Annotated in this window: 18 protein-coding genes; 7 read left to right on the top strand and 11 right to left on the bottom strand. The window is 44.1% G+C overall.

From position 1 onward, the window contains the following. Positions 1-127: 127 nt before the first annotated feature. Positions 128-892 carry a DUF2490 domain-containing protein gene (locus DVG78_RS12040; protein ID WP_114461325.1) on the bottom strand — a complete coding sequence of 255 codons (765 nt, stop codon included), beginning with the start codon at positions 890-892 and terminating at the stop codon, positions 128-130. An 86-nt stretch (positions 893-978) separates the two neighbouring features. Here DVG78_RS12040 and DVG78_RS12035 point away from each other — a divergent pair, with 86 nt between their 5' ends. Next, positions 979-2,127 carry a glycosyltransferase gene (locus tag DVG78_RS12035; RefSeq protein ID WP_114461324.1) on the top strand — a complete coding sequence of 383 codons (1,149 nt, stop codon included), beginning with the start codon at positions 979-981 and terminating at the stop codon, positions 2,125-2,127. A 30-nt stretch (positions 2,128-2,157) separates the two neighbouring features. Here DVG78_RS12035 and DVG78_RS12030 read toward each other — a convergent pair whose 3' ends face one another. The 3 genes from DVG78_RS12030 to DVG78_RS12020 form a co-directional block, all read right to left on the bottom strand. Next, on the bottom strand, positions 2,158-3,948 hold the full coding sequence (locus DVG78_RS12030) for a tail fiber domain-containing protein (RefSeq protein ID WP_114461323.1): 1,791 nt from the start codon (positions 3,946-3,948) through the stop codon (positions 2,158-2,160). Between the two features lie 62 nt (positions 3,949-4,010). Then, positions 4,011-4,463, bottom strand: coding sequence for a hypothetical protein (locus DVG78_RS12025; RefSeq protein WP_114461322.1), 453 nt, complete (start codon positions 4,461-4,463; stop codon positions 4,011-4,013). A gap of 27 nt (positions 4,464-4,490) precedes the next feature. Next, the gene (locus DVG78_RS12020) at positions 4,491-5,369 is read right to left on the bottom strand and encodes a hypothetical protein (RefSeq protein WP_114461321.1); all 879 of its coding nucleotides are present in this window, start codon (positions 5,367-5,369) and stop codon (positions 4,491-4,493) included. Positions 5,370-5,663: 294 nt separating this feature from the next. Here DVG78_RS12020 and DVG78_RS12015 point away from each other — a divergent pair, with 294 nt between their 5' ends. Together DVG78_RS12015 and DVG78_RS12010 are read left to right on the top strand one after the other, a co-directional pair. After that, the gene (locus DVG78_RS12015) at positions 5,664-6,323 is read left to right on the top strand and encodes a response regulator (RefSeq protein ID WP_114461320.1); all 660 of its coding nucleotides are present in this window, start codon (positions 5,664-5,666) and stop codon (positions 6,321-6,323) included. After that, positions 6,313-8,145, top strand: coding sequence for an ATP-binding protein (locus DVG78_RS12010; protein WP_114461319.1), 1,833 nt, complete (start codon positions 6,313-6,315; stop codon positions 8,143-8,145). Before DVG78_RS12015 ends, DVG78_RS12010 begins: the two co-directional genes overlap by 11 nt. Before the next feature lie 50 nt (positions 8,146-8,195). Here DVG78_RS12010 and DVG78_RS12005 read toward each other — a convergent pair whose 3' ends face one another. From DVG78_RS12005 to DVG78_RS11980, 6 genes are all read right to left on the bottom strand, one after another. Next, a complete protein-coding gene (locus DVG78_RS12005) occupies positions 8,196-8,612 on the bottom strand; it encodes a hypothetical protein (protein ID WP_114461318.1) in 417 nt (138 codons plus the stop codon). 134 nt (positions 8,613-8,746) lie between these two features. Then, positions 8,747-9,226, bottom strand: coding sequence for a hypothetical protein (locus DVG78_RS12000; RefSeq protein ID WP_114461317.1), 480 nt, complete (start codon positions 9,224-9,226; stop codon positions 8,747-8,749). A gap of 34 nt (positions 9,227-9,260) precedes the next feature. Then, entirely contained in the window at positions 9,261-9,935 is a 675-nt protein-coding gene (locus DVG78_RS11995; RefSeq protein ID WP_147277063.1) for a hypothetical protein, read from the bottom strand. Between the two features lie 55 nt (positions 9,936-9,990). Continuing rightward, a complete protein-coding gene (locus DVG78_RS11990) occupies positions 9,991-10,701 on the bottom strand; it encodes a hypothetical protein (RefSeq protein WP_147277062.1) in 711 nt (236 codons plus the stop codon). A gap of 15 nt (positions 10,702-10,716) precedes the next feature. Next, entirely contained in the window at positions 10,717-10,980 is a 264-nt protein-coding gene (locus DVG78_RS11985) for a hypothetical protein (protein ID WP_114461314.1), read from the bottom strand. Between the two features lie 12 nt (positions 10,981-10,992). Continuing rightward, positions 10,993-12,366, bottom strand: coding sequence for an OmpA family protein (locus tag DVG78_RS11980; RefSeq protein WP_114461421.1), 1,374 nt, complete (start codon positions 12,364-12,366; stop codon positions 10,993-10,995). Between the two features lie 245 nt (positions 12,367-12,611). Here DVG78_RS11980 and DVG78_RS11975 point away from each other — a divergent pair, with 245 nt between their 5' ends. Continuing rightward, positions 12,612-14,633 (top strand): histidine kinase, encoded by a 2,022-nt coding sequence (locus tag DVG78_RS11975; protein ID WP_158550015.1) that lies wholly within the window; start codon positions 12,612-12,614, stop codon positions 14,631-14,633. 3 nt (positions 14,634-14,636) lie between these two features. Continuing rightward, a complete protein-coding gene (locus tag DVG78_RS11970) occupies positions 14,637-15,398 on the top strand; it encodes a LytR/AlgR family response regulator transcription factor (RefSeq protein ID WP_114461312.1) in 762 nt (253 codons plus the stop codon). On the opposite strand, the gene DVG78_RS11965 is transcribed toward DVG78_RS11970, so the two are convergent. Next, on the bottom strand, positions 15,395-15,955 hold the full coding sequence (locus DVG78_RS11965) for a Uma2 family endonuclease (protein WP_158550014.1): 561 nt from the start codon (positions 15,953-15,955) through the stop codon (positions 15,395-15,397). The two genes, DVG78_RS11970 and DVG78_RS11965, sit on opposite strands and share 4 nt — an antisense overlap. A 93-nt stretch (positions 15,956-16,048) precedes the next feature. On the opposite strand from DVG78_RS11965, the gene guaA reads away from it, so the two are divergent. Together guaA and DVG78_RS11955 are read left to right on the top strand one after the other, a co-directional pair. After that, positions 16,049-17,575 carry a glutamine-hydrolyzing GMP synthase gene (gene guaA, locus DVG78_RS11960; RefSeq protein WP_114461310.1) on the top strand — a complete coding sequence of 509 codons (1,527 nt, stop codon included), beginning with the start codon at positions 16,049-16,051 and terminating at the stop codon, positions 17,573-17,575. Positions 17,576-17,680: 105 nt separating this feature from the next. Further along, positions 17,681-19,099: a hypothetical protein gene (locus DVG78_RS11955; protein WP_114461309.1), complete on the top strand. Its 1,419-nt coding sequence runs from the start codon at positions 17,681-17,683 to the stop codon at positions 19,097-19,099. Positions 19,100-19,150 lie beyond the last annotated feature (51 nt).

Raw genomic sequence — 19,150 nt, 5'->3', positions numbered from 1 at the left:
AATTATATTGTATCCAAAGATACTGCAAATGTAAAAAAATATACGAAATATAGGGCAAGTTTCGTACCGAAAATCCAAATATCAATCATAAATACTCTCAAAAATACATGAATATGCCGCAATTAAGTTACAGATACCACCAATACTGTACGTCGTCCCAGTTGATAGTATGGTAGATATTGATTTGTAATAAATTAAAAAGTCGATAGTCCTGTACTTTGTTACGAACCAGCGCCTGAAAGCAATACCCCAATTCTGCGCGGGTTTTGCCAGCATTATATCCGCCCCCGAGGTGCATCCAGTTTTCAGAAAGTAACGAACCGTTACGCGAACTTACGGGACCATTAGTCGCTCCTTTAAAGTATAAAAAGGCTTCATTGGAGGCCGTTAGGTAAAAGCCTTTTTTGGTTCTGCTGGCATCATAAAGTGGATATGTTACCCAAAATTGGTAACGTCCAATATCCGCCTGAGACCTGATATGTATCTGTAAATTAACAGGTTGCCTCCACTCATAACGCCCACGATGGGTAATTATAAAATTACCTAATTTGTGTTGGTAAGAAACCTGAGCAATGAGTCGATTTTCATTTTCCCGTAGCCCAAAAATATTATGACGTCCAAACGCATACCCACCACCCAACGACCATTTCTTGTTAAGTTGATAAACCGACATTGCCTGAAGGATAAAGTGAGTGTGCCCAGCGGGGAAGTTTTTATTTTCAACGGTCTGACTAATCATGTTGATTGCCGACGTTGCATTCAGATTATAACTCCACTTACCTGAAATTCTTCCCATTTGGGAATAGCTTGGCGCCACGCCATAAAGCGTTACGTTTTGGGCAATACAAGAAAACGTAAGCAAAGCCGAGAAAAATAAAAAAATATGTCTCATTGCGGGAAATCAAATATAAATGCGGGTTCGTTAATTGGTTGGTCAAAGATTATGCCATAAAATCATTGGTTTTGTATCTTTGCGCCATGAGAATTTTAAATATTTGCGCTTACACGTGGGCAATCGGCGGTCCGGCCCGCATTATTTATGACCATACCTCCGTCGTTTTGAAGCAAGGACACCAAGTAGATATTCTGAGTCCCGCCTCACCTGGCGACAAAATTTACCCTGCTCCCGAAGGCGCTCGGGTTATTGTGTGTAAGCGCACGCAGCCCATCAGTCGTTTTTTTCCTGAATTTTCATTAGAGCTATGGGATTTTCTCAAAACCCACATTCATGAGTACGACGTGGTGCATTGCCACGGAATTTGGCATTTTGGGAGTGTGGCGCCTTTTCTGTTTAAAAACAATACCCCTAAAGCCATTACGATTCACGGTTTGCTCGACAAATGGGCACTCAATCATGGTTTTTGGAAAAAGAAAATTTTCTCCTTCCTCTTCCAAAAACGCTTTCTGAAAAGGGCCAACCTCATTCAAATCAACAACCACGACGAACTCAACGACCTAAAACAATATTTGGGATTTCAACACCCCAACGTGGCCATCATTCCCAACGGGATGCAGTTGGCAGAGCTGGCTAATTTACCCCCGAAAGGCACATTTCGAACAAAATACAACCTTCCAGCCGACAAGAAGCTTGTATTGTTTATGGGGCGGCTCAACATCAAAAAAGGCCTGGATTTATTGCTCCCTGCCTTTCAAAAATACACCCAAAACTACGACGACACCTTGCTCATTTTAGCTGGTCCAGACGATGGCTACCAAGCCGAAACCGAGCGGTTTATTCAAGAAAACCAACTACAAAACAAAATGGTCATGGTGGGAATGCTGACGGGCGAAACTAAAAAAGCGGCTTTGGCCGATGCCACCATTTTTGCGCTTCCCTCTTATTCTGAGGGCTTTTCGATTGCCGCTTTGGAAGCCATGACGGCGGGGGTTCCGGCCTTAGTTTCTGACCGGATTGGTTTTGACGGCACCGTGGCGCAGTACCAAGCCGCCCACGAAGTGCCGCTGACCGTTGAGGGCGTTTATGAAGGGTTAATAAAATTGCTGCAACAGCCCCAATACGCAGATACGCTTTGCCAAAATGCCCGAAAAATGGTGGAAACTTTATACGATATAGAGATAGTAGCCACCAATTTGTCGAAAGAATTTGATAAAATTGCGCGAAATTAGGCCATGCTAGGCACAACCGTTTCAAGCTGATTATTTTCGACTTTTTTCGTCAGCAGTGACTATTTCTATGTTTTTTTTGAGAGAACTAAGCTCCTGCTCCAATCGCCGTATCTGTTGGCTTTGCTGTTCTGCTAGTTCTTTTTGCACATCAATGAGTTGTTTTAGAGCTTTAATAGATTCTACCAACATAGGGTCATAACTACCGTACGACGCCGACAAATAACCAGCGTTGTCGGTTTTTACATTGCTCGGAAAGACCGTTTGAAGTTCTTGCGCAATAAAACCGTACACCTCTTCTTGTCCTTTGCTTTTATCTTTCCAATAAAAAGTAACACCTTTCATTTTCAACACTTTATCCAATATTTCCTGACTGTCAAGATAACTAATATTCTCTTTAAGTCGTCTGTCGGAAGGGATAATCCAGTTGCCCGTTCCCAACGTTTTGAAGGCTTCGCCGGTTACCTGAAAGACTTCCCCTCGACCGATCAAGTCCGAATAAGTACGATTGATACCTAATTTATCATTGGTAAAATCTCCTATTATGAGGGGTTGATCAGAATTAGAGTTTTCGATGACAAGCTTATTACTACTATTGGTAGAATTTGCCCGGTAGCCAATGTATATATTGTTATTGCCCGATGTATTGGTCAACCCCGCTTCGAAGCCGATGATGGTATTATTACTTCCTCCTGTATTATTTTTCAATGCATCTTTCCCTACGACCACATTGCCAGAGCCACTCGTATTGTCAGATAAGGCCAAATCCCCTACGGCGGTGTTGTTGATACCCGTGTTGTTGGCAGTGGTGCCGCTTCCGCGCAGTGCAAACACGCCCACGGCGGTATTGTAGGTATCGCGGCCCGTGCTACGGTTGTCAGCCCGTTCCATAGCTCCATAGCCTACGGCTGTGCTGCGACTGTTGGCGACGTTATTCAATAAGGTATTGTTGCCGAGGGCCGAATTAAAATTGCCTGCCGTAGTATTGGTCAGGGCATTGTATCCCAATGCAGCATTGTTCGACCCAGATGTAAAATCTTCTAAAGTTAAGTCGCCAATCGCCGTGTTGAATTTACCCGTATTATTGACGGGAGCATTGCTGCCATACATGGCTCTGTATCCCACGGCCACATTGTCATTATCAGCCGGCAGAACGTTATTGTGGGCAAAGTAAAGTGCTCCCGAACCCACCGCCGTAGATCTTGAACCTGCTCTGTTGTGGTACAGGGCTTTATCGCCAATAGCTACGTTATCATTTCCCAAAAAATGGTTTCTCATGGCTTCGTTTCCTACGGCTACATTAGATTGGCCTGTAGAATTAGAATTTAAAGCGGCAAAACCAATAGCTGTATTTGCAGAACCATTACTGTTGCCACTCAATGCTTCCCAACCCATGGCTGTATTATTAGATCCACCGGTATTAGCGAACAAACTACCGGTGCCAAAAGCAGAATTATACCCTCCTGAAATATTATTTCTCATAGTAAAACTGCCAAATGCGGAATTCTGAAATCCGGTAGTATTATTCATTAAAGCGTCAGTTCCGAAAGCCGAATTGCCAACACTATAAAAAGATTGATCAGACCCTACCGAATTGTTTTTCAGCGTATTCGCGCCAAACGCCGTATTGTTTGACTTGCTCACGTTTAGCTTGAGCGCATCTAACCCCAATGCTGTGTTGGTGGGGTCATTGCTGGGCGGGTGGTTGGTGCGTACCCCATCAGGAGTGATTGAGATGCTTGTGGTATTGTTTTGAATGACCGATTGGGCAAAGGAGCTCACCGACAATACGCTCAATAGCAGAATTTTGTATAGTGTTTTCATGCCTTTAATCAATTAAAAAAGTGATTTTTGGTTACCAACAAAAAGTATTCTACCACCCAAGTTTAGTCTTTCTTTCCGTAAATGGTCAGTACCTCGGCAGGGTCAGCATCGCCAAAGGTGAGCGTCAGTTGGTTGTTTTGCCAAGAAATACCATCCATGCCAATACTCCCTTCAATGGCTCCGTTGCTGCCTTTTTTTAAAGAAACATCATTGAGTTTGCTATTTGAGCTCGACGCTATGCCCGATTTGGTTTGGGTAAAAATAAACGTAAAGGAAGCCACATCATCACTCACTTTGGTGCTGGTTATTTTGGCCGTAACCGTGATACCTGTGGTAGTGGTAGCAGGTAAATTAACAGATGCATTTCCTGACTTATACGAAGTTACGGTATAACTCCCCAGTATCTGATCTGCTAAAGGTGGCTCAGGTTCATTTTTTTGACAAGCCACCGACAGCAACGCGAGGATAGCAAACATCAATAGTTGGATTCGGCAATTGTTTGTGCGATTTATCATGTTTATAAGATGTTAAAAAGTAAATGATTATTCTTCAAAAGTAACCAAGATGCTAAACGGCTTTTGCTTAATTTGCCCCCCTAAATCTGAGAAAAAGATAAAAGGCGTTGGATTAGTGCCAAGGTTAGTCAATCTTAAAACCGCTCGATAATTGTAGCCTGCGGGGTGGTCATTGCTGGGTTTGTACTTAAATTTAAGTGGGATAGTTCCTGCCAAATCGTCGGCTTCTACCAGTACTTCATACGAAAGGATTTTGCTGAAGTCTATGCCGTCCAAAGCAATTGTGTGCGTGTTGGCGTCGGGGGTCGTACCCGTAAACTTTTTCATCTTGATTTTTGGGGCCTCAATACCCAATTTTGTGAATCCATTGAGTTCGGTATTGCCATTATTTTTAAATTCTGCCACGTTACCAAAATCAGAATGAAAGATGTTGAAAGTAGGCGTGTTGGCATTAGAGCCGTACAAAGTCCAGCGGGCAGTAAGACCAAAATTGGCAAATTGTATTCTTGCCCCGTCGGTATTGCTATTCTCTTGCAGTGTGAGGTGCGGTATTTCAGCGGTGCTGTTGGTTAAGACGTGAAGTTTTCCATCTGGGCTAAAAGTACCAATACCCGCCCTACTGCTTGTTCGGTTCCAAATAATCCCTGCTATGTTGCTATTGTTTGAAAGATTGAACACGTTATAATCATCGCTAAAAAACAGTCCACCTTGCTGCATTTGATTTTGAGAAAACCGCAAACCCGACAGGCTATTACTACCCGTTTTGTCAATATCAAAATAGTTGCTATTTCTCGTAGATTTCACCGTGCTCGTACTGGTTGGGTCGAGGGTGATGGATTGGGCATTTGCAATGTGCATCATTCCAAATACCAAGGGAATCAACCAAAATTGAGCTATTGTTTTCATAGATTGCTTATTTTAGGTTTACTAATATTTTTATTTTGATGGCTGGGCCCTAAAGTGCTCTAACGCCTTGCCTACACTTGTTTTTATACAGTCAAATCAGCGGGCATTGGGTAGCCTGGCCATCACTAAAGCAATCATGACACCTTAAAAATGCCTTTTTTAGGGTTTTGAGAGGTTATAGACCAAGGGTTTTATGGAGGCAAAGTTCCGCTGCTTTTTTTTGCTAAAACATACTGTAAATGAGTATTTTTTGCCTATGTTTAGCCTAAAATCGCATTTAAACAAGAAAACTTGATGGACATTCAGGCACAACCTATCCGCGTTGTATTGCTCGACGACCACGAGATATTTCTGAAAGGCTTAGAAAAGCTCCTCGGTCAACAGCCTATTCTGCGGTTAGAAGCCTCGTTTTCAACGGGCAAAATGCTGATAGAAACGCTACCACAATTACAAGCCGATGTACTGCTGCTCGACCTCCAAGTGCCCGACATTACTGCGGAAGAACTACTGGCTCAAATCAAAAAAATATACCCAAAAGTACCCGTACTGTATCTGACCATGATGCGTGGGAGCCGCATCATGCACCGTATTGAAAAATTAGGGGCCAGTGGTTATATACTCAAAGATGCCTCGGTGGCGCAATTGCTCACGGCCATCAAATGCGTGGCGGCGGGCGACACGTATTTCTTGGAAGAAAGTCTCCCAAAAGACGAAGAAAAAAACACCGTTACGCAGCCTTCCGTCCGGGTAGTTGAGCTATTGAGCAAACGAGAAATTGAAATTTTAACCTTGATATGCCACGAATACAGCAGCGCCGAAATCGGCGAAAAACTGTTTCTCAGTACCGGCACCGTCGATACACATCGCCGAAACATCCTTGTCAAACTGGGCGTCAATAATACCGTAGGTTTGGTAAAATTTGCAATTCAAAACGGACTATTGAATGAAATATAACTACCTCATTATCATTTTTTTAGGACTAATTTATTTTGAGGCTTCGGCTCAATTGACCACGTCGCGAGTAGATGAGTGGATTCTGAGCTGGCCCTACACGGATGCTGAGAAAAAAGACTCCATGTTGGTATGGTCTAATCAACTTCTGGAAGCCTCAAAGGCACTTAACTATCCAAGAGCCGAAGCTTATGCCCTAAGATTCAAAGGCTTGTACCATGATTATGACAACAACCCTAGCGAAGCCATCAAGTACTATTTTGAATTTTTAAAAAAAACAAAAGTGTATGAAAACGTTTCGGATCAAATGTCGGCGACGTCTGATCTGGTCTATATTTATATGCTTACCAATCAATTGGACAAAGCCAAACCATTGCTACTGAGTTTTACGACTCTGGCTGACAAAAGCGCGCTCGACCAAAAAAAACTGAGCTCTTTCTATAATAATTTAGGGATTATCTACCGAAAAGAAGATAAAAAAGACAGTGCTATTTTGGCGTATCAGGCATCGCTCACCATCAAAGAAAAACTCAAAGACGAAAAAGGACTGATAAATTTGAGAATCAACCTGAGTTCGTTGCTGGTCAATCAACAAAAATACACCGAAGCTCTGAAGCTGACCGAACAAAACCTACGATACCTCCAAAAGAAAGAAAACAAAACAGATTTGTGGTACAATTTGGTGAATAAGGCTGGCTCCCTCGACGGGCTGAAACGCTACGATGAATGTATTTTTTATTTGAATGAGGCATTGGCACTGGCCCAAAGCTTAAAATCAGAAACTTTTGAACAACAAACCATCGAGCAGATTTCAGGTACGTATGCCAATCAAAAACAATTTGTAAAAGCCTATGAGTACCTCCGCAAAAGCAACGACCTGAAAGCCCAACTGATTAATAAACAGACCAATGAAAAAATAGCTGAACTGCAAGAACAACATAATGCCGAAGAAAGAGAAAGACAAAATCAGCTACTCAATTCACAATTGGAAGCCCAGAAAAATAAACAAGCTGCGTACGGAATCGGCTTGGCCGCCTTATTGATTGTAGCCGGAGTATCACTGACTGCTTACCTAAAAAATCTCCGCAAAAACAAACTGATTATTGCTCAGAATCAAAAACTTAACGAGCTGAATACCAAAAAAAATCAGTTGATGGCCATCGTTTCGCACGATTTGAGCAGCCCTTTCACTGCCATCAGGATGTGGGCAAACACCCTCAACGAAAACTCTAAAAATACAGATTTGACCGAAGTCAAAGAAATGATTCTGAAAATATCAACGTTTGGTCTAAGCACGATTCAAAAGATTCTAACCATCGACAAAGGGGAAATCGACGTTTTAAATCTTCAGGATGTTGACATCGCCGACCTCCTAAAAAACCTTCACGAACGATTTAAGGCCGAAGCAGAACAAAAAAACATTACCCTAAAAATCAGAGCTTTACAAGAAAAAGAGACAATTTTATCGGACAAAAATCTGCTAGAAAGAGCTTTACAAAATCTCGTATCAAATGCCATTAAATTCTCACACGCTGATTCTGAGGTCTACATCAGCACCTACCAGCACCATCAAGAACTGATCTTTGAAGTCAAAGATTTTGGGGTTGGAATTTCTGAACATGACCAAAGCAGATTATTTGAACGTTATAACGAATTAAGCACAAAACCAACGGGCGTAGAAACCTCAAACGGCTTAGGGTTGAGTATTGTGAAACGCATCGCTGAAGAATTGGGGGGAACCATCAGCGTTCAATCGTCCCTCGGTGCGGGGAGCACGTTTTATCTGAAATTGAAAGACTCAGCGCCTTGGTTGGGCAATGGTTAGTTTGACAATGCCGCCGCCGACAGGATGTCGGGGCGGCAGAAAATATTTTATTACTCGTGCAATACTCCGTCTAAACCTAACTCTTCAATGGGTACTAAATTTTCTTCCACAATGCTCTCAGGAACGAAAATAAATTTTTTATCAAAAATCTGATTATCAACGTAATAACTCACCCAGTACTCATTGTTGAGGTGAAATACATCGGGCATAATCGGCTCAACGACCACGGATTGACCCGCTTCAATTTCGGTAAAATAATGCCTTAGGGTGGAGGTCTTCTGCTGCTCTTCTTTCTTTTTTACATCATCTCCAGAATAGCCCCGAGAAGTGACAAACACGTTGGTTATCAGCGTTGGATTCCGATTGATGAGGTACACATTCCACTCTGGCTGATCAAGCTCATTGATGCGGCGAGCAATGGTCACATAAATGCCCGTTACGGGCGTAAAAGAAATATCCTTTTTCATGATTTAAGATCCTTAAAACCCCAAAATTAACAGGTTTTACAGAGATAGGACGTATAAAACATGATAAATACGTACTTTAAACAGGAAAAAAGTAATCATTATCAGCAACATGAACACTTTTTCATAGACTTAGACTACAAATTGATAGTGAACGTCCCGGATTGTATCTCTGCGGTTGCATTAATAAAATCGCTTACTTGGGCCTCAAATTGTCCTTCAATTTTCTTATTCGTAAAGGTCGTAAAACGTATTTTTCCACTTTTGGCTAACAGCGGGCTATTCTGCCGTTTATAAATCAAATTGGCATTTTTATTAGTTTCGTTTGCGGGAATCTCAAATTGATAATCTACCCCCGTTTGAATATCCTTCCCAATCATCTGAATGGAAATTTCGGTGGCATCGTCTATTTTTCCAACGATGGTCAGCAGCCCCCCAACCACGGCCACGCCTCCGCTCGTTTTTGTCGCTTTCCAACTTTTACCATCGACGGTCGCCGTAAAAGAATTCGTACCTGACGGCGTCGGCTCATCTTCACTTGAAGAGCCTGATTTACAAGCACTAAACAAGTATACAATTGCCAACAGCAAAAGAATAAATTTGGGATTCGTTTTCATTATGTATGGGTTTTGGATAACGTTTTAAGGAAATTCACTTGCATTTTGCCAATACTTCGGCGGCCAATTTTTTGGCTAGTTCAAGGTTGGTGTCTTTGTCTTTGCTCACATCTGCAATGACTTGAAACGTGTAACCTTTGAAAAGTACAATCAACTCATTGTCGCCCAATTCCCAAACGGCTGCCTCTCCCACGCCCGCTACGTTTTCAAACTTGGTGGCGGCGGCCATGTCTTTGGCTATGCCCATACCGGCGGCTTTTTGTTCTTTAGTGGCGTTGGTTTTGTTTTGCACCTGTTTTTCCGCTTGGCCAAATGCCTCGTCGAGTTCCTTTTGGGTAAGATTGCGGTAGAAATGGCGAAAACTTTCGAGTTCAGATTTCTTTTTTGCAATCTTAAACATATCATCACCCACCCACGTCAGGCCGATGCGGTTGCTGACGGGCACGGTCATGTCTTTTCCCATGAGTTTCATGGTGCGGGTGCGGTCGCTGGACCAGCTGTACGCATAGGTGTCGTGGTTGCGGTATTTTGGGGTTTTATTGACCCTGTATTCTTTTTTGGCTTTGCTCATATCGCCTTTGTAGTGCTTTTGAATCGTGGCCAAAGGCAGCAATTGGTCGTATTTGTCTTGATGGGTCAACAAGCAGTTTTGAGCTTGTATATGGGCAGAAAAAAACATCAATAAGCTGATAATTGAGTAAAATCTCATTTTTTTTTTGATTTACAATAACAATTTTTACCTCTTCAACCCTATCAATATCAACCTATTGCCGGGTATAAGTAAAGTCTATTTTAACAATACATGTAGGCTGGCTAGGGATAGCAATCGAATAATTTAATTCCGCTTCCATGAAGTTCGGATTTTTGACTTTAACCTCATAAATGGTTTTAAAAGTCGGCTGGTTTTCTACAAGAATCAATCCACGGTACGCATTTGGCTCCGTATTTAGTCCAACCGAGCCCGGCGGAAGCAATTCTTGCATTTGAAAAGGCCTTTTGAATACCTTTTTTCCGCTTTTGACAAGGTTTAACTTGCTCGCTTGTTCGTCTAGGCCTGCAGGGCAATTCTTCACAACAGGAGGCTTGGCACTCACCTTCCAATCCCCATCGTTGGGTTGAATGGTTGCGTCTCCAAACGGAGACCTGACCGCGTCTTTCGCAACAACTGGCTCTCCTTTCCCGCCAAAATAAGTGTCCAACTCCCTCACGGAGCGCTTATTATCAGCGTAGTATATATTTTCACCCGATTTATTTTTAAAAAACACAACGATTCCTTTTTTTTCTTCAAAGACCCCGAGATAGTTCATCATGAGATCTACTTGCTTATAACTCAACGGCGTCTGATAAAACTTACAGCCTCCGTTGAGCGTACAATAGGCCAACGTCACTTGGGCGATGCACACCTTCGAAAAAAAGGCAAAAAACAACACGAGCGTCATTTTTGGGTTAAAAACAGTCCCTTGGTTTTTCATCATTATTCTTGAAAAGCATTAATCGCAGGTAGTGTCTTTGAGCTGATCTTCATAAATTTTTCGTTGGGCAGCCGTATAAATACTGCAAGAGTTAATGATACCAGTCAGCGTTTTTTTTACCGCTTCGCACTTGGCTTTGTTGGTAGGGTCTTTTGAAAATTCTTCAAGGGCCGTTGTGTATTGCTCCAATTCTTTGCCGCAATTCTGGGCGGGGTCCAATACGTTGCTTTTTCGGCAGGAGAGCGCGGCAAGAAGGCAAACGAAAACGATTATTTTTTTCATAACATTCAATGTTTAAAGTTTGATAAATTCTACACGGCGGTTATTGGCTTTTCCTTCTGATGTTGTGTTGGGCGCGGCGGGTTGGGTTTCGCCCTTGCCGTCGGTTTCCATACGGGTAGCTTCAACGCCAAATTCTGATTGAAGCGCATTTTTAACGGAGGCCGCGCGACGTTTCGACAAATCAAGGTTCTTGGCATCATCGCCGTCGGAATCTGTATGACCGATGATGCGCACTTTTACCGTCGCGTTTTCTTTCAATACCGTCCCCAGTTCCTTCAAAACGCCGTACGATTCGGGCTTTATTTTATCAGAATTGACATCAAACAAAATACCTGTGGTACTGAATTTGCCTTCGGTGATGAGCTTGGAGCGGGTATCGGGCGCACCGACGGCCACGCGGAGGTTGGCTAAGTAGGCCGTACCTTCAAAAATATGGGTAGCAAAAAGCATTGAGTATTTGAGCGTATTATCAAACGCTTTCGGAATATCCCAAATCTTGTTTTCGTTGACGTAAATCCGCAAGCGCGTCTTTTGTTTCCAAATAGAAACTCGGTTGATGTCATTGGCTTTCCACGCAAGCGGATTGGTATTTTCTAAAATTTTCTCGTTGGTTTTGTCAAACACCCATACGCTGGTGCTGCCTCCTTCCTGACTTGATGTAGGGTGAATATCAACGCCGGCCTGAGGTGCAGTACCAAAATCTTGGTCGAAGGTCAACTTGCGTTCTTTTATTTCGGGAAAAACCACTTTCAGCCCCGTCATGTTGTTGCTCATATCTTCTGATACCACCATATCAAACTCCATTGTGAAGTTTTCCGGAAGTTCTTTGACGAATTCGGGATAGAAAAGGCCATTATTGGCAAATTGTAAAAATTTGGCGCTTTGACCGTCCAGCGTCACCACTTCTCCGCTGGCGTTGGTATTCCACTTGGCGGGAAAATCACCCACGGCATCCTGACTAAAATCTTCGATAGCGACGACTTTTTCGCCCGATACAAAATCAAATTTAGAATAGGCTTTTAGGTTTTTGGGTTCGGTCGTCTTTGAGATTGGCGTATTTGGTTTTGAGCTGTTTGTTGAAGTTTGATTTCCCTCCGAGGCCTCCTGCTGGTTTTCGTTGTTATCCCGCTCCTCATTTCCAGCTTCTGATTTCTGTTTCTTGTCTTTCTTTTTAAAAATATTGCCAATTCCCTCTTCCACCTTATCCAATCCTTTGTTGATACCTTGGTCAATGCGGCTATTGACGCGGCCTTCTACGCTGCGTTCGGTGGTACGTTTGGGATTTTCGACCCGTATTTGGGCAAAAATAGAAGCGTCAAAAAAAATCGCAACCATGATAGTAAAGCAAATACGCCTGAAATAGAAGTGGTGGAATACTTTTATCATCTTTATTTTAACCGTTGAATAAGTAAAAATGACTTGATTTATGCGCCCAAATTTGCCACTTTTAACCAAAACGTCGGAACGCCATTTCACCCATCAAGGATTTGGGTCAATGAAGCGGTAATTTGAGTCAATAACCCACCGCTGAAACCGCAAAGACGAGCCTATAAAGTCAGATTCCTTTTTGATACACTCAAATGCCCAACCCGTCAGATGAAGCGCCCGAATTGACAAAAAATTTGTTTTCTTTGAAAAAACTAAAATACCGCCTGCTAATGGTTGGCCGCCTTTTATTTCTGGTTGGCATTTTGATTGTGTTTCACGCCAAAGCCCAGCCTGACACCCTACGTTTGAGTGAATTCAAAGAGCATCGAATGCTCTTTGAAAAGGCCGTGTTTACCACTACTCCCTTGCGCGAAAAACGACAGATTTCACCACAGTTTTTTACCAATCAGTTTTCCAACTGGCAACCCCTAACGCCCCAGTCTCCCACCTACACCGACCGAACCCATTGGCTGCATTTTCGGGTCCATAACGATACCGATACGGCCCAAACCATCTATATCAATGTACATTCAGCCAACCAAATCGTTGTTTTTTACGTAGCCTACAATGGCCAAATAAGCGCACTCAGGAGTGGCTACATGACGCCTTCCTCCCAATGGGCGCTCCCCGCAGATGACCGCTACATTCCTTTGATTTTCCCCAAAGGCGCGACCTTTGACCTACTGGCCCAACTTTCCAACTACGCGGGGATTTTGCCTTTTTGGACGGGCATCCAATCACCGAAACCATCGTTTCGCTTACAGCTCGAAAAAGAATCCTTTTACCTGAAAAAGACCTTGAATGAATACCGCCGCAACCTGCCCGAATTTCAATACCGAAGCTGGATTCAGGGCGCGTTGGCACTTGCTGTGTTGTTTGTAGGATTGTTGTATCTCAAATATCGCCAACGAATTTACGCCTACTATTGGGCCTATAACCTGTGCGGCTTTTTGTTTTCACTGCTCAAAACCCGCGCCTATACGCCTATTGGTCAAAGCCTCGGCGAATGGCCCCTGCTCAAAAGCCATCTGATGGAATCGCTGCTTTGGTGGGGCATCGGGGCGTATTTGTTGTTTATGACCGAACTACTCGACCTCGCCAAAACCCATCCGCTCATGCGGCGGTGGTTCCGCCGCTTGGCGATTTTACTGGGGGGCTATGGGTTTGTCTACATCACGGTTATGTTATTGACCAACGACGGCGGTTTTCAGCAATTTTCGTTTTGGGTTGGTCGATTCATTGCCCTGCCAATTTATATATTCACGCTCATTTGGATGAGTCGGAGTGTGCGCTCGCCGATGGTTCCGTTCGTGATTTGGGCCAACTCTATGTTGGGCTTGTTTGGAATTTTGGCGTGGCTCAGGGCGGGCGAAGTGATTCTGAAGGGCGTCAAACTTCCTGCCAATGTGGATGATTTATTAACGTTGTCGTTTGCCGTGGTAGCCGAAATCATCGTGCTTTCGTTGGCCCTCGCTCACCGTTACCGTTTGCTGGAAAAAGAAAAAACCGAGAGTCAACTCGCTTATTATGAAGAGCTTCAAAATAAGTCATTTTACGAAAAACGCATGGCTGAAACCGAAATGCTGGCCCTACGCAGCCAAATGAATCCGCATTTTTTGTTCAATAGCCTCAATTCATTGGAATATTTGATTTTATCCAACGACGAACATAAAGCGACGGGGTATTTAGCCAAATTTTCCAAACTGCTGCGGATGATTCTCAACCACTCGCGCGAAGAGTCGATTCTGCTTGAAGAAGAACTGACCGCACTGCGGTATTATCTGGACATTGAAGCCACACGTTTGGGCGAGGGTTTTACGTATTCAATCGAGGTAGCCGACAGCGTGGATACCCAACGTCTCATCATTCCGCCGTTGTTGTTGCAGCCGTTTGTGGAGAATGCCATTTGGCACGGCCTGATGCCTTCCGATAAACTCCCTAAAAATCTCCGTATACGCGTCCGACTAGCAGACGCACACCGTGTGGAGTTTGAAATCGAAGACAACGGAATTGGCCGAAAAAAATCGGCGGAGATGCGGAGCCGCTCGTCGGTAAAACGAAAATCGTACGGCATGGACATTACGCAGCAGCGCATTGCGCTCTTTAACCGAAATTATCCGAATCAACTTTCCATCGAAGTCAATGATTTACAGCGCGAAAAAGAAACTGGAACGTTGGTTCGAATTGTATACAATTTATTGGATGAACCTACTAACGAAACCTAAAGCATGATACGCGCCATTTTGATTGACGACGAAAAACCCGCCACCGAAGTGCTGGAAATGAAACTCAAACGCCTCAACATGGGCGTGCAAATTTTGGCGAAGTTTAACCAACCCGAAGCGGCAGTGGAGTTTATGCGCGTTACGTCGTTTGATATTTTGTTTTTGGATATTGAAATGCCACGCCTCAATGGTTTTGACTTGCTGCAACAGTTTGATGAATTTCACTTTGACGTTATTTTCACCACGGCTTACGACCAATACGCCCTGCGGGCGTTTCGAGTCAGCGCGTTGAATTACCTACTCAAACCCATCGAAGAAAGCGAACTGAAAGATGCACTTGTCAGCTGGCAACAGAAGAAAATCAAGCAGCTACAACTCCCTCAGATACAGACACTACACGAACATCTGGCCCCAAAAACACCGCCACAACGCATGGCGCTTCCGACCAACGAAGGCCACGAAATCATCGAAATAAGTCAGATTGTTCGGTGCATGGCCGACACGAGTTACACGCATTTTCACCTGACCGACGGTCGAAAACTCGTTATTTGTCGTACGCTCAAAGAAATAGAACAGGCATTGGAGCCCAACGGGTTTGTGCGGGTGCATCATTCACACCTCATCAATCCGCATTTTTTACGAAAAATCGTGAAACAGGAAGGCGGCTATTTATTGATGTCAGACGGGGCTCAAGTGCCCGTTACGAAGCAAAAGCGCGATTGGCTGGTGGAGCAGTTTAATGTGCCGGGCAGGGGCGGAGTTTAAAATACTTTTTCAAAAACATCTTTCAGTAAAACTGATACATCAACCGACTGAAAGTGAGCCGTTTTGTCTAATCCATGTACGGTTTCTACACTCCATTCGCCTTTGTCATTTTTGCGAAATACTTCCATTTGAGGCAGTTCTGTAGAGACCAGTACATATTCTTTCAGCGTTTCAATGCTGCGATACGCAATGAATTTGTCGGTTTTGTCAAACACCGCCGTGGAAGGCGAAGCCACTTCAATCACCAAAATCGGATTCATCAAGTTATCATTTTCTATTGTTTTTGCTTCGCCGTCGCTTATCACAATATCTGGGTAAAAATAGCTACCGTTCTGAGGATTAAAAACGCGCATATCACTGCCTAAGACTTCAAAATCAGTTCCTCTCAGTAGATTCCAAAGCAAACCTACTAAGGCTGTAGTAATATAATTGTGAATTTTGGTAGCTCCAGCCATTTCAATGAGGGTATTGTAAATAAATTCATGCCGATGCTGACTTGACCGTTCGAAGGCGAGGTATTCCTCAGCGGTAAAAGAAGATGAGATTGCAGGCACCATAACGGGTCTATTTTTAGCGAAAATACAAAGAAATTTCAACCCATAAGGCATTGTACATCCTTTTTTTTACCTTTGCACCTTAGAAACACGTCTATGTCCGAACAAATTCTGATTCTTGATTTCGGTTCGCAATTTACCCAACTCATCGCTCGACGCGTCCGCGAACTTAATATTTACTGCGAAATCCATCCCTTCAATAAAATCCCCGAAATTACGCCTGATATCAAGGGAGTTATCCTTTCGGGAAGCCCCTATTCTGTGCGAGACGAAGGCTCGCCACGGGTAGATATGAGCTTATTCAGGGGCAAAGTACCTTTATTGGGGGTGTGCTACGGAGCGCAACTGCTCGCCCACACGCTGGGCGGCGAAGTCAAAGCCTCCAAACACCGCGAGTATGGCCGGGCCATGCTCACGCACCATTCACATTCAGCGCTGTTGGATACGGTCTCCCCGATTACCCAAGTGTGGATGTCACATGGTGATACCATCGTTTCGGTTCCCGAATCGTTCAAAATCATCGGCGAAACCGATTCCGTCAAGGTGGCGGCTTTTCATATCGAGGGCGAGCAAACCTACGGAATTCAGTTCCACCCCGAAGTGACGCACTCCGTAGAAGGAAAAAATATTCTCAAAAACTTTGTGGTAGACATTTGCGGCTGTGCGCAAGATTGGACAGCGGCCTCGTTTGTGGAAAGCACCATCGCCGACCTCAAAGCCCGGCTTGGCAATGACAAAGTGGTGATGGCCCTTTCAGGCGGTGTTGACTCGACGGTGGCGGCGTCGTTGGTCCACCACGCAATTGGCAAAAATCTGTACTGTATTTTTGTAGATAACGGTCTGTTACGCAAAGACGAATACGAAAGCGTACTGCACTCTTACTTAGATATGGGCCTGAATATCAAAGGAGTAGATGCCAAAGCGCATTTTTATGGCGTACTAGCGGGCCTCACCGATCCCGAAGCCAAACGCAAGGCCATCGGTAAGGCCTTCATTGATATTTTTGACCAAGAAGCCCATTTGATTGAAGATGTAAAATGGCTCGGTCAAGGCACGATTTATCCCGATGTGATTGAGTCGGTTTCGGTCAAAGGACCGTCGGCAACCATCAAATCGCACCACAATGTAGGCGGGTTGCCCGATTATATGAAGCTAAAAATCGTGGAGCCACTCAATACGCTTTTTAAAGACGAAGTAAGGGCCGTAGGCCGTACTTTGGAGCTTCCAGAAGCTATTTTGAAGCGCCATCCTTTTCCTGGCCCAGGGCTTGCTATTCGGATTTTGGGTGATATTACCGCCGAAAAAGTGGCCATTTTACAGGATGTTGACGCCATTTTCATCAACGGTCTCAAAACCCGTGGCTTATACGATCAAGTATGGCAAGCGGGCGCCATGTTGCTTCCTATCCAAAGTGTAGGAGTAATGGGGGATGAGCGCACCTATGAGCGCGTAGTGGCACTACGGGCCGTGACATCGGTCGATGGGATGACTGCCGACTGGGCACATTTACCTTACGATTTTTTGGCAGATGTTTCCAACGAAATCATTAACCGAGTTAAAGGTGTCAACCGCGTGGTGTATGATATTTCGTCAAAACCTCCCGCTACGATTGAATGGGAATAAAAGTAAGCAGTTCACAGTAGGCAGTCTGCAACCACTCACTTAGATATTGAGTGTATTGTAGTAGACTGCAAACTGCCTACTGTAGACTGTAAACTGCCTACTGCGATGCTAAGTTTTTTCAGAGTTAATGCTCCTTATCAGATTTTGAGCCTCATCATCGTTTTGGTGATGTTTCAATTTCCGTTTTATATAAATGCTCCTGATCTGTTGGTTTCTGAACTTCAATGGATGCTGGTTGGGGAAAAAATGGGTCAAGGATTCATGCTTTACCGCGACGTATGGGACAATCTCAGTCCTCTCTCGGCGGCAGCCTATTGGGGCATCGATGAGCTTTTTGGTCGCTCTCCCGCTGCGCACCGCAGCATTGCCAATATTCTGATTCTTTTGCAGGCCATTTATTTCAATTATATCTCCAATCAACGTCAGCTTTTCACGGAGCGTAATTACGTTCCTGGCGTATTGTACCTGCTATTTATCAACGTCTCGTTTGATTGCAGTATATTGTCACCCGTTTTGATGGCCACTACGTTTATTTTATTGGCCTTTGGCACGCTTATCCGTCAAATGCAGCGCGAAGGTGTCACTGACGAAGTATTTGAACTGGGTTTTTACCTGAGCGTAGCCACCCTGTTTTATTTGCCCATGGGCCTATTTTTATTGTGGGCTTTTTTCTCAATGCTTCTCTACACAGGGGCTAATTTTAGGCAACATACGTTGGCGCTCTTCGGGTATATTTTCCCAGTTGCACTTTCGGCACTTTTCTTCTTCTTTCGCGGTGCGCTCGACGATTTAAGTCAAAACCTCCTCACGTCGGCTTTTGAAGCGCGGCGGTATAATTTACAGGATTTTTTGGGAGTTATCGGCACCATGGGAGGCACTTTTTTGGTGGGCGGACTTGGTTTTTTTCAAACCATAAGCTATCCCCGCTTTATCAATTATCAGGGTCGGTGCCAACAAATAATGGGTTTGTGGGTAATTGCCGCTTTACTTTCTATCGGGTTGATGCCGTTCATTGCGCCCATGCAATTCATTACTTTCCTCCCGCCGTTGGCGTTTTTTTCCGTCAATTTCTTTATACTGATGAAACGCCGCTGGTTGGCGGAGGTTCTTTTTATGGTTGTGTTTCTGACTATTTTGTTTTTTCGGTATCAGGCCTCTTTTCTCACTCATCCCATTACCCTCAACAGTTCGGCGCGCTTAGACAACCTGAAAATTAAAAGTGCGCTGCTACCCGCTCCTATTCGTCAGCAGAAAGTGCTTGTCATCGGGGAAGACGAAGGCGAATACCGCGACAATTACCCCGCTACAGCCTATATTAATTGGGAATTGGCCCGCAATGACTTTGAAAATTTGGACAGCTACGAAAGTGTCATCAGTATTTTTGACAATTTTACCGCCGACCCTCCTACCTACGTCATCGACAAAGAGAATCTAATGCCACGCCTCTTCAAGCGTCTTCCTGAACTCGGCAAGCGATACCATTCTACCCAGTGGAAGGGTATTTATCAACGTAATGTTCAGTAGGCAGTGGGCAGTTCACAGTAGGCAGTAGCAAATTAGTTCTCTCAAACTCAA

Source organism: Runella aurantiaca (genome assembly GCF_003339505.1).
Lineage (GTDB): Bacteria > Bacteroidota > Bacteroidia > Cytophagales > Spirosomataceae > Runella > Runella aurantiaca.
The sequence above is the reverse complement of the archived record's forward strand: the minus strand, read 5'-3'. Positions and strand labels throughout refer to the sequence as shown.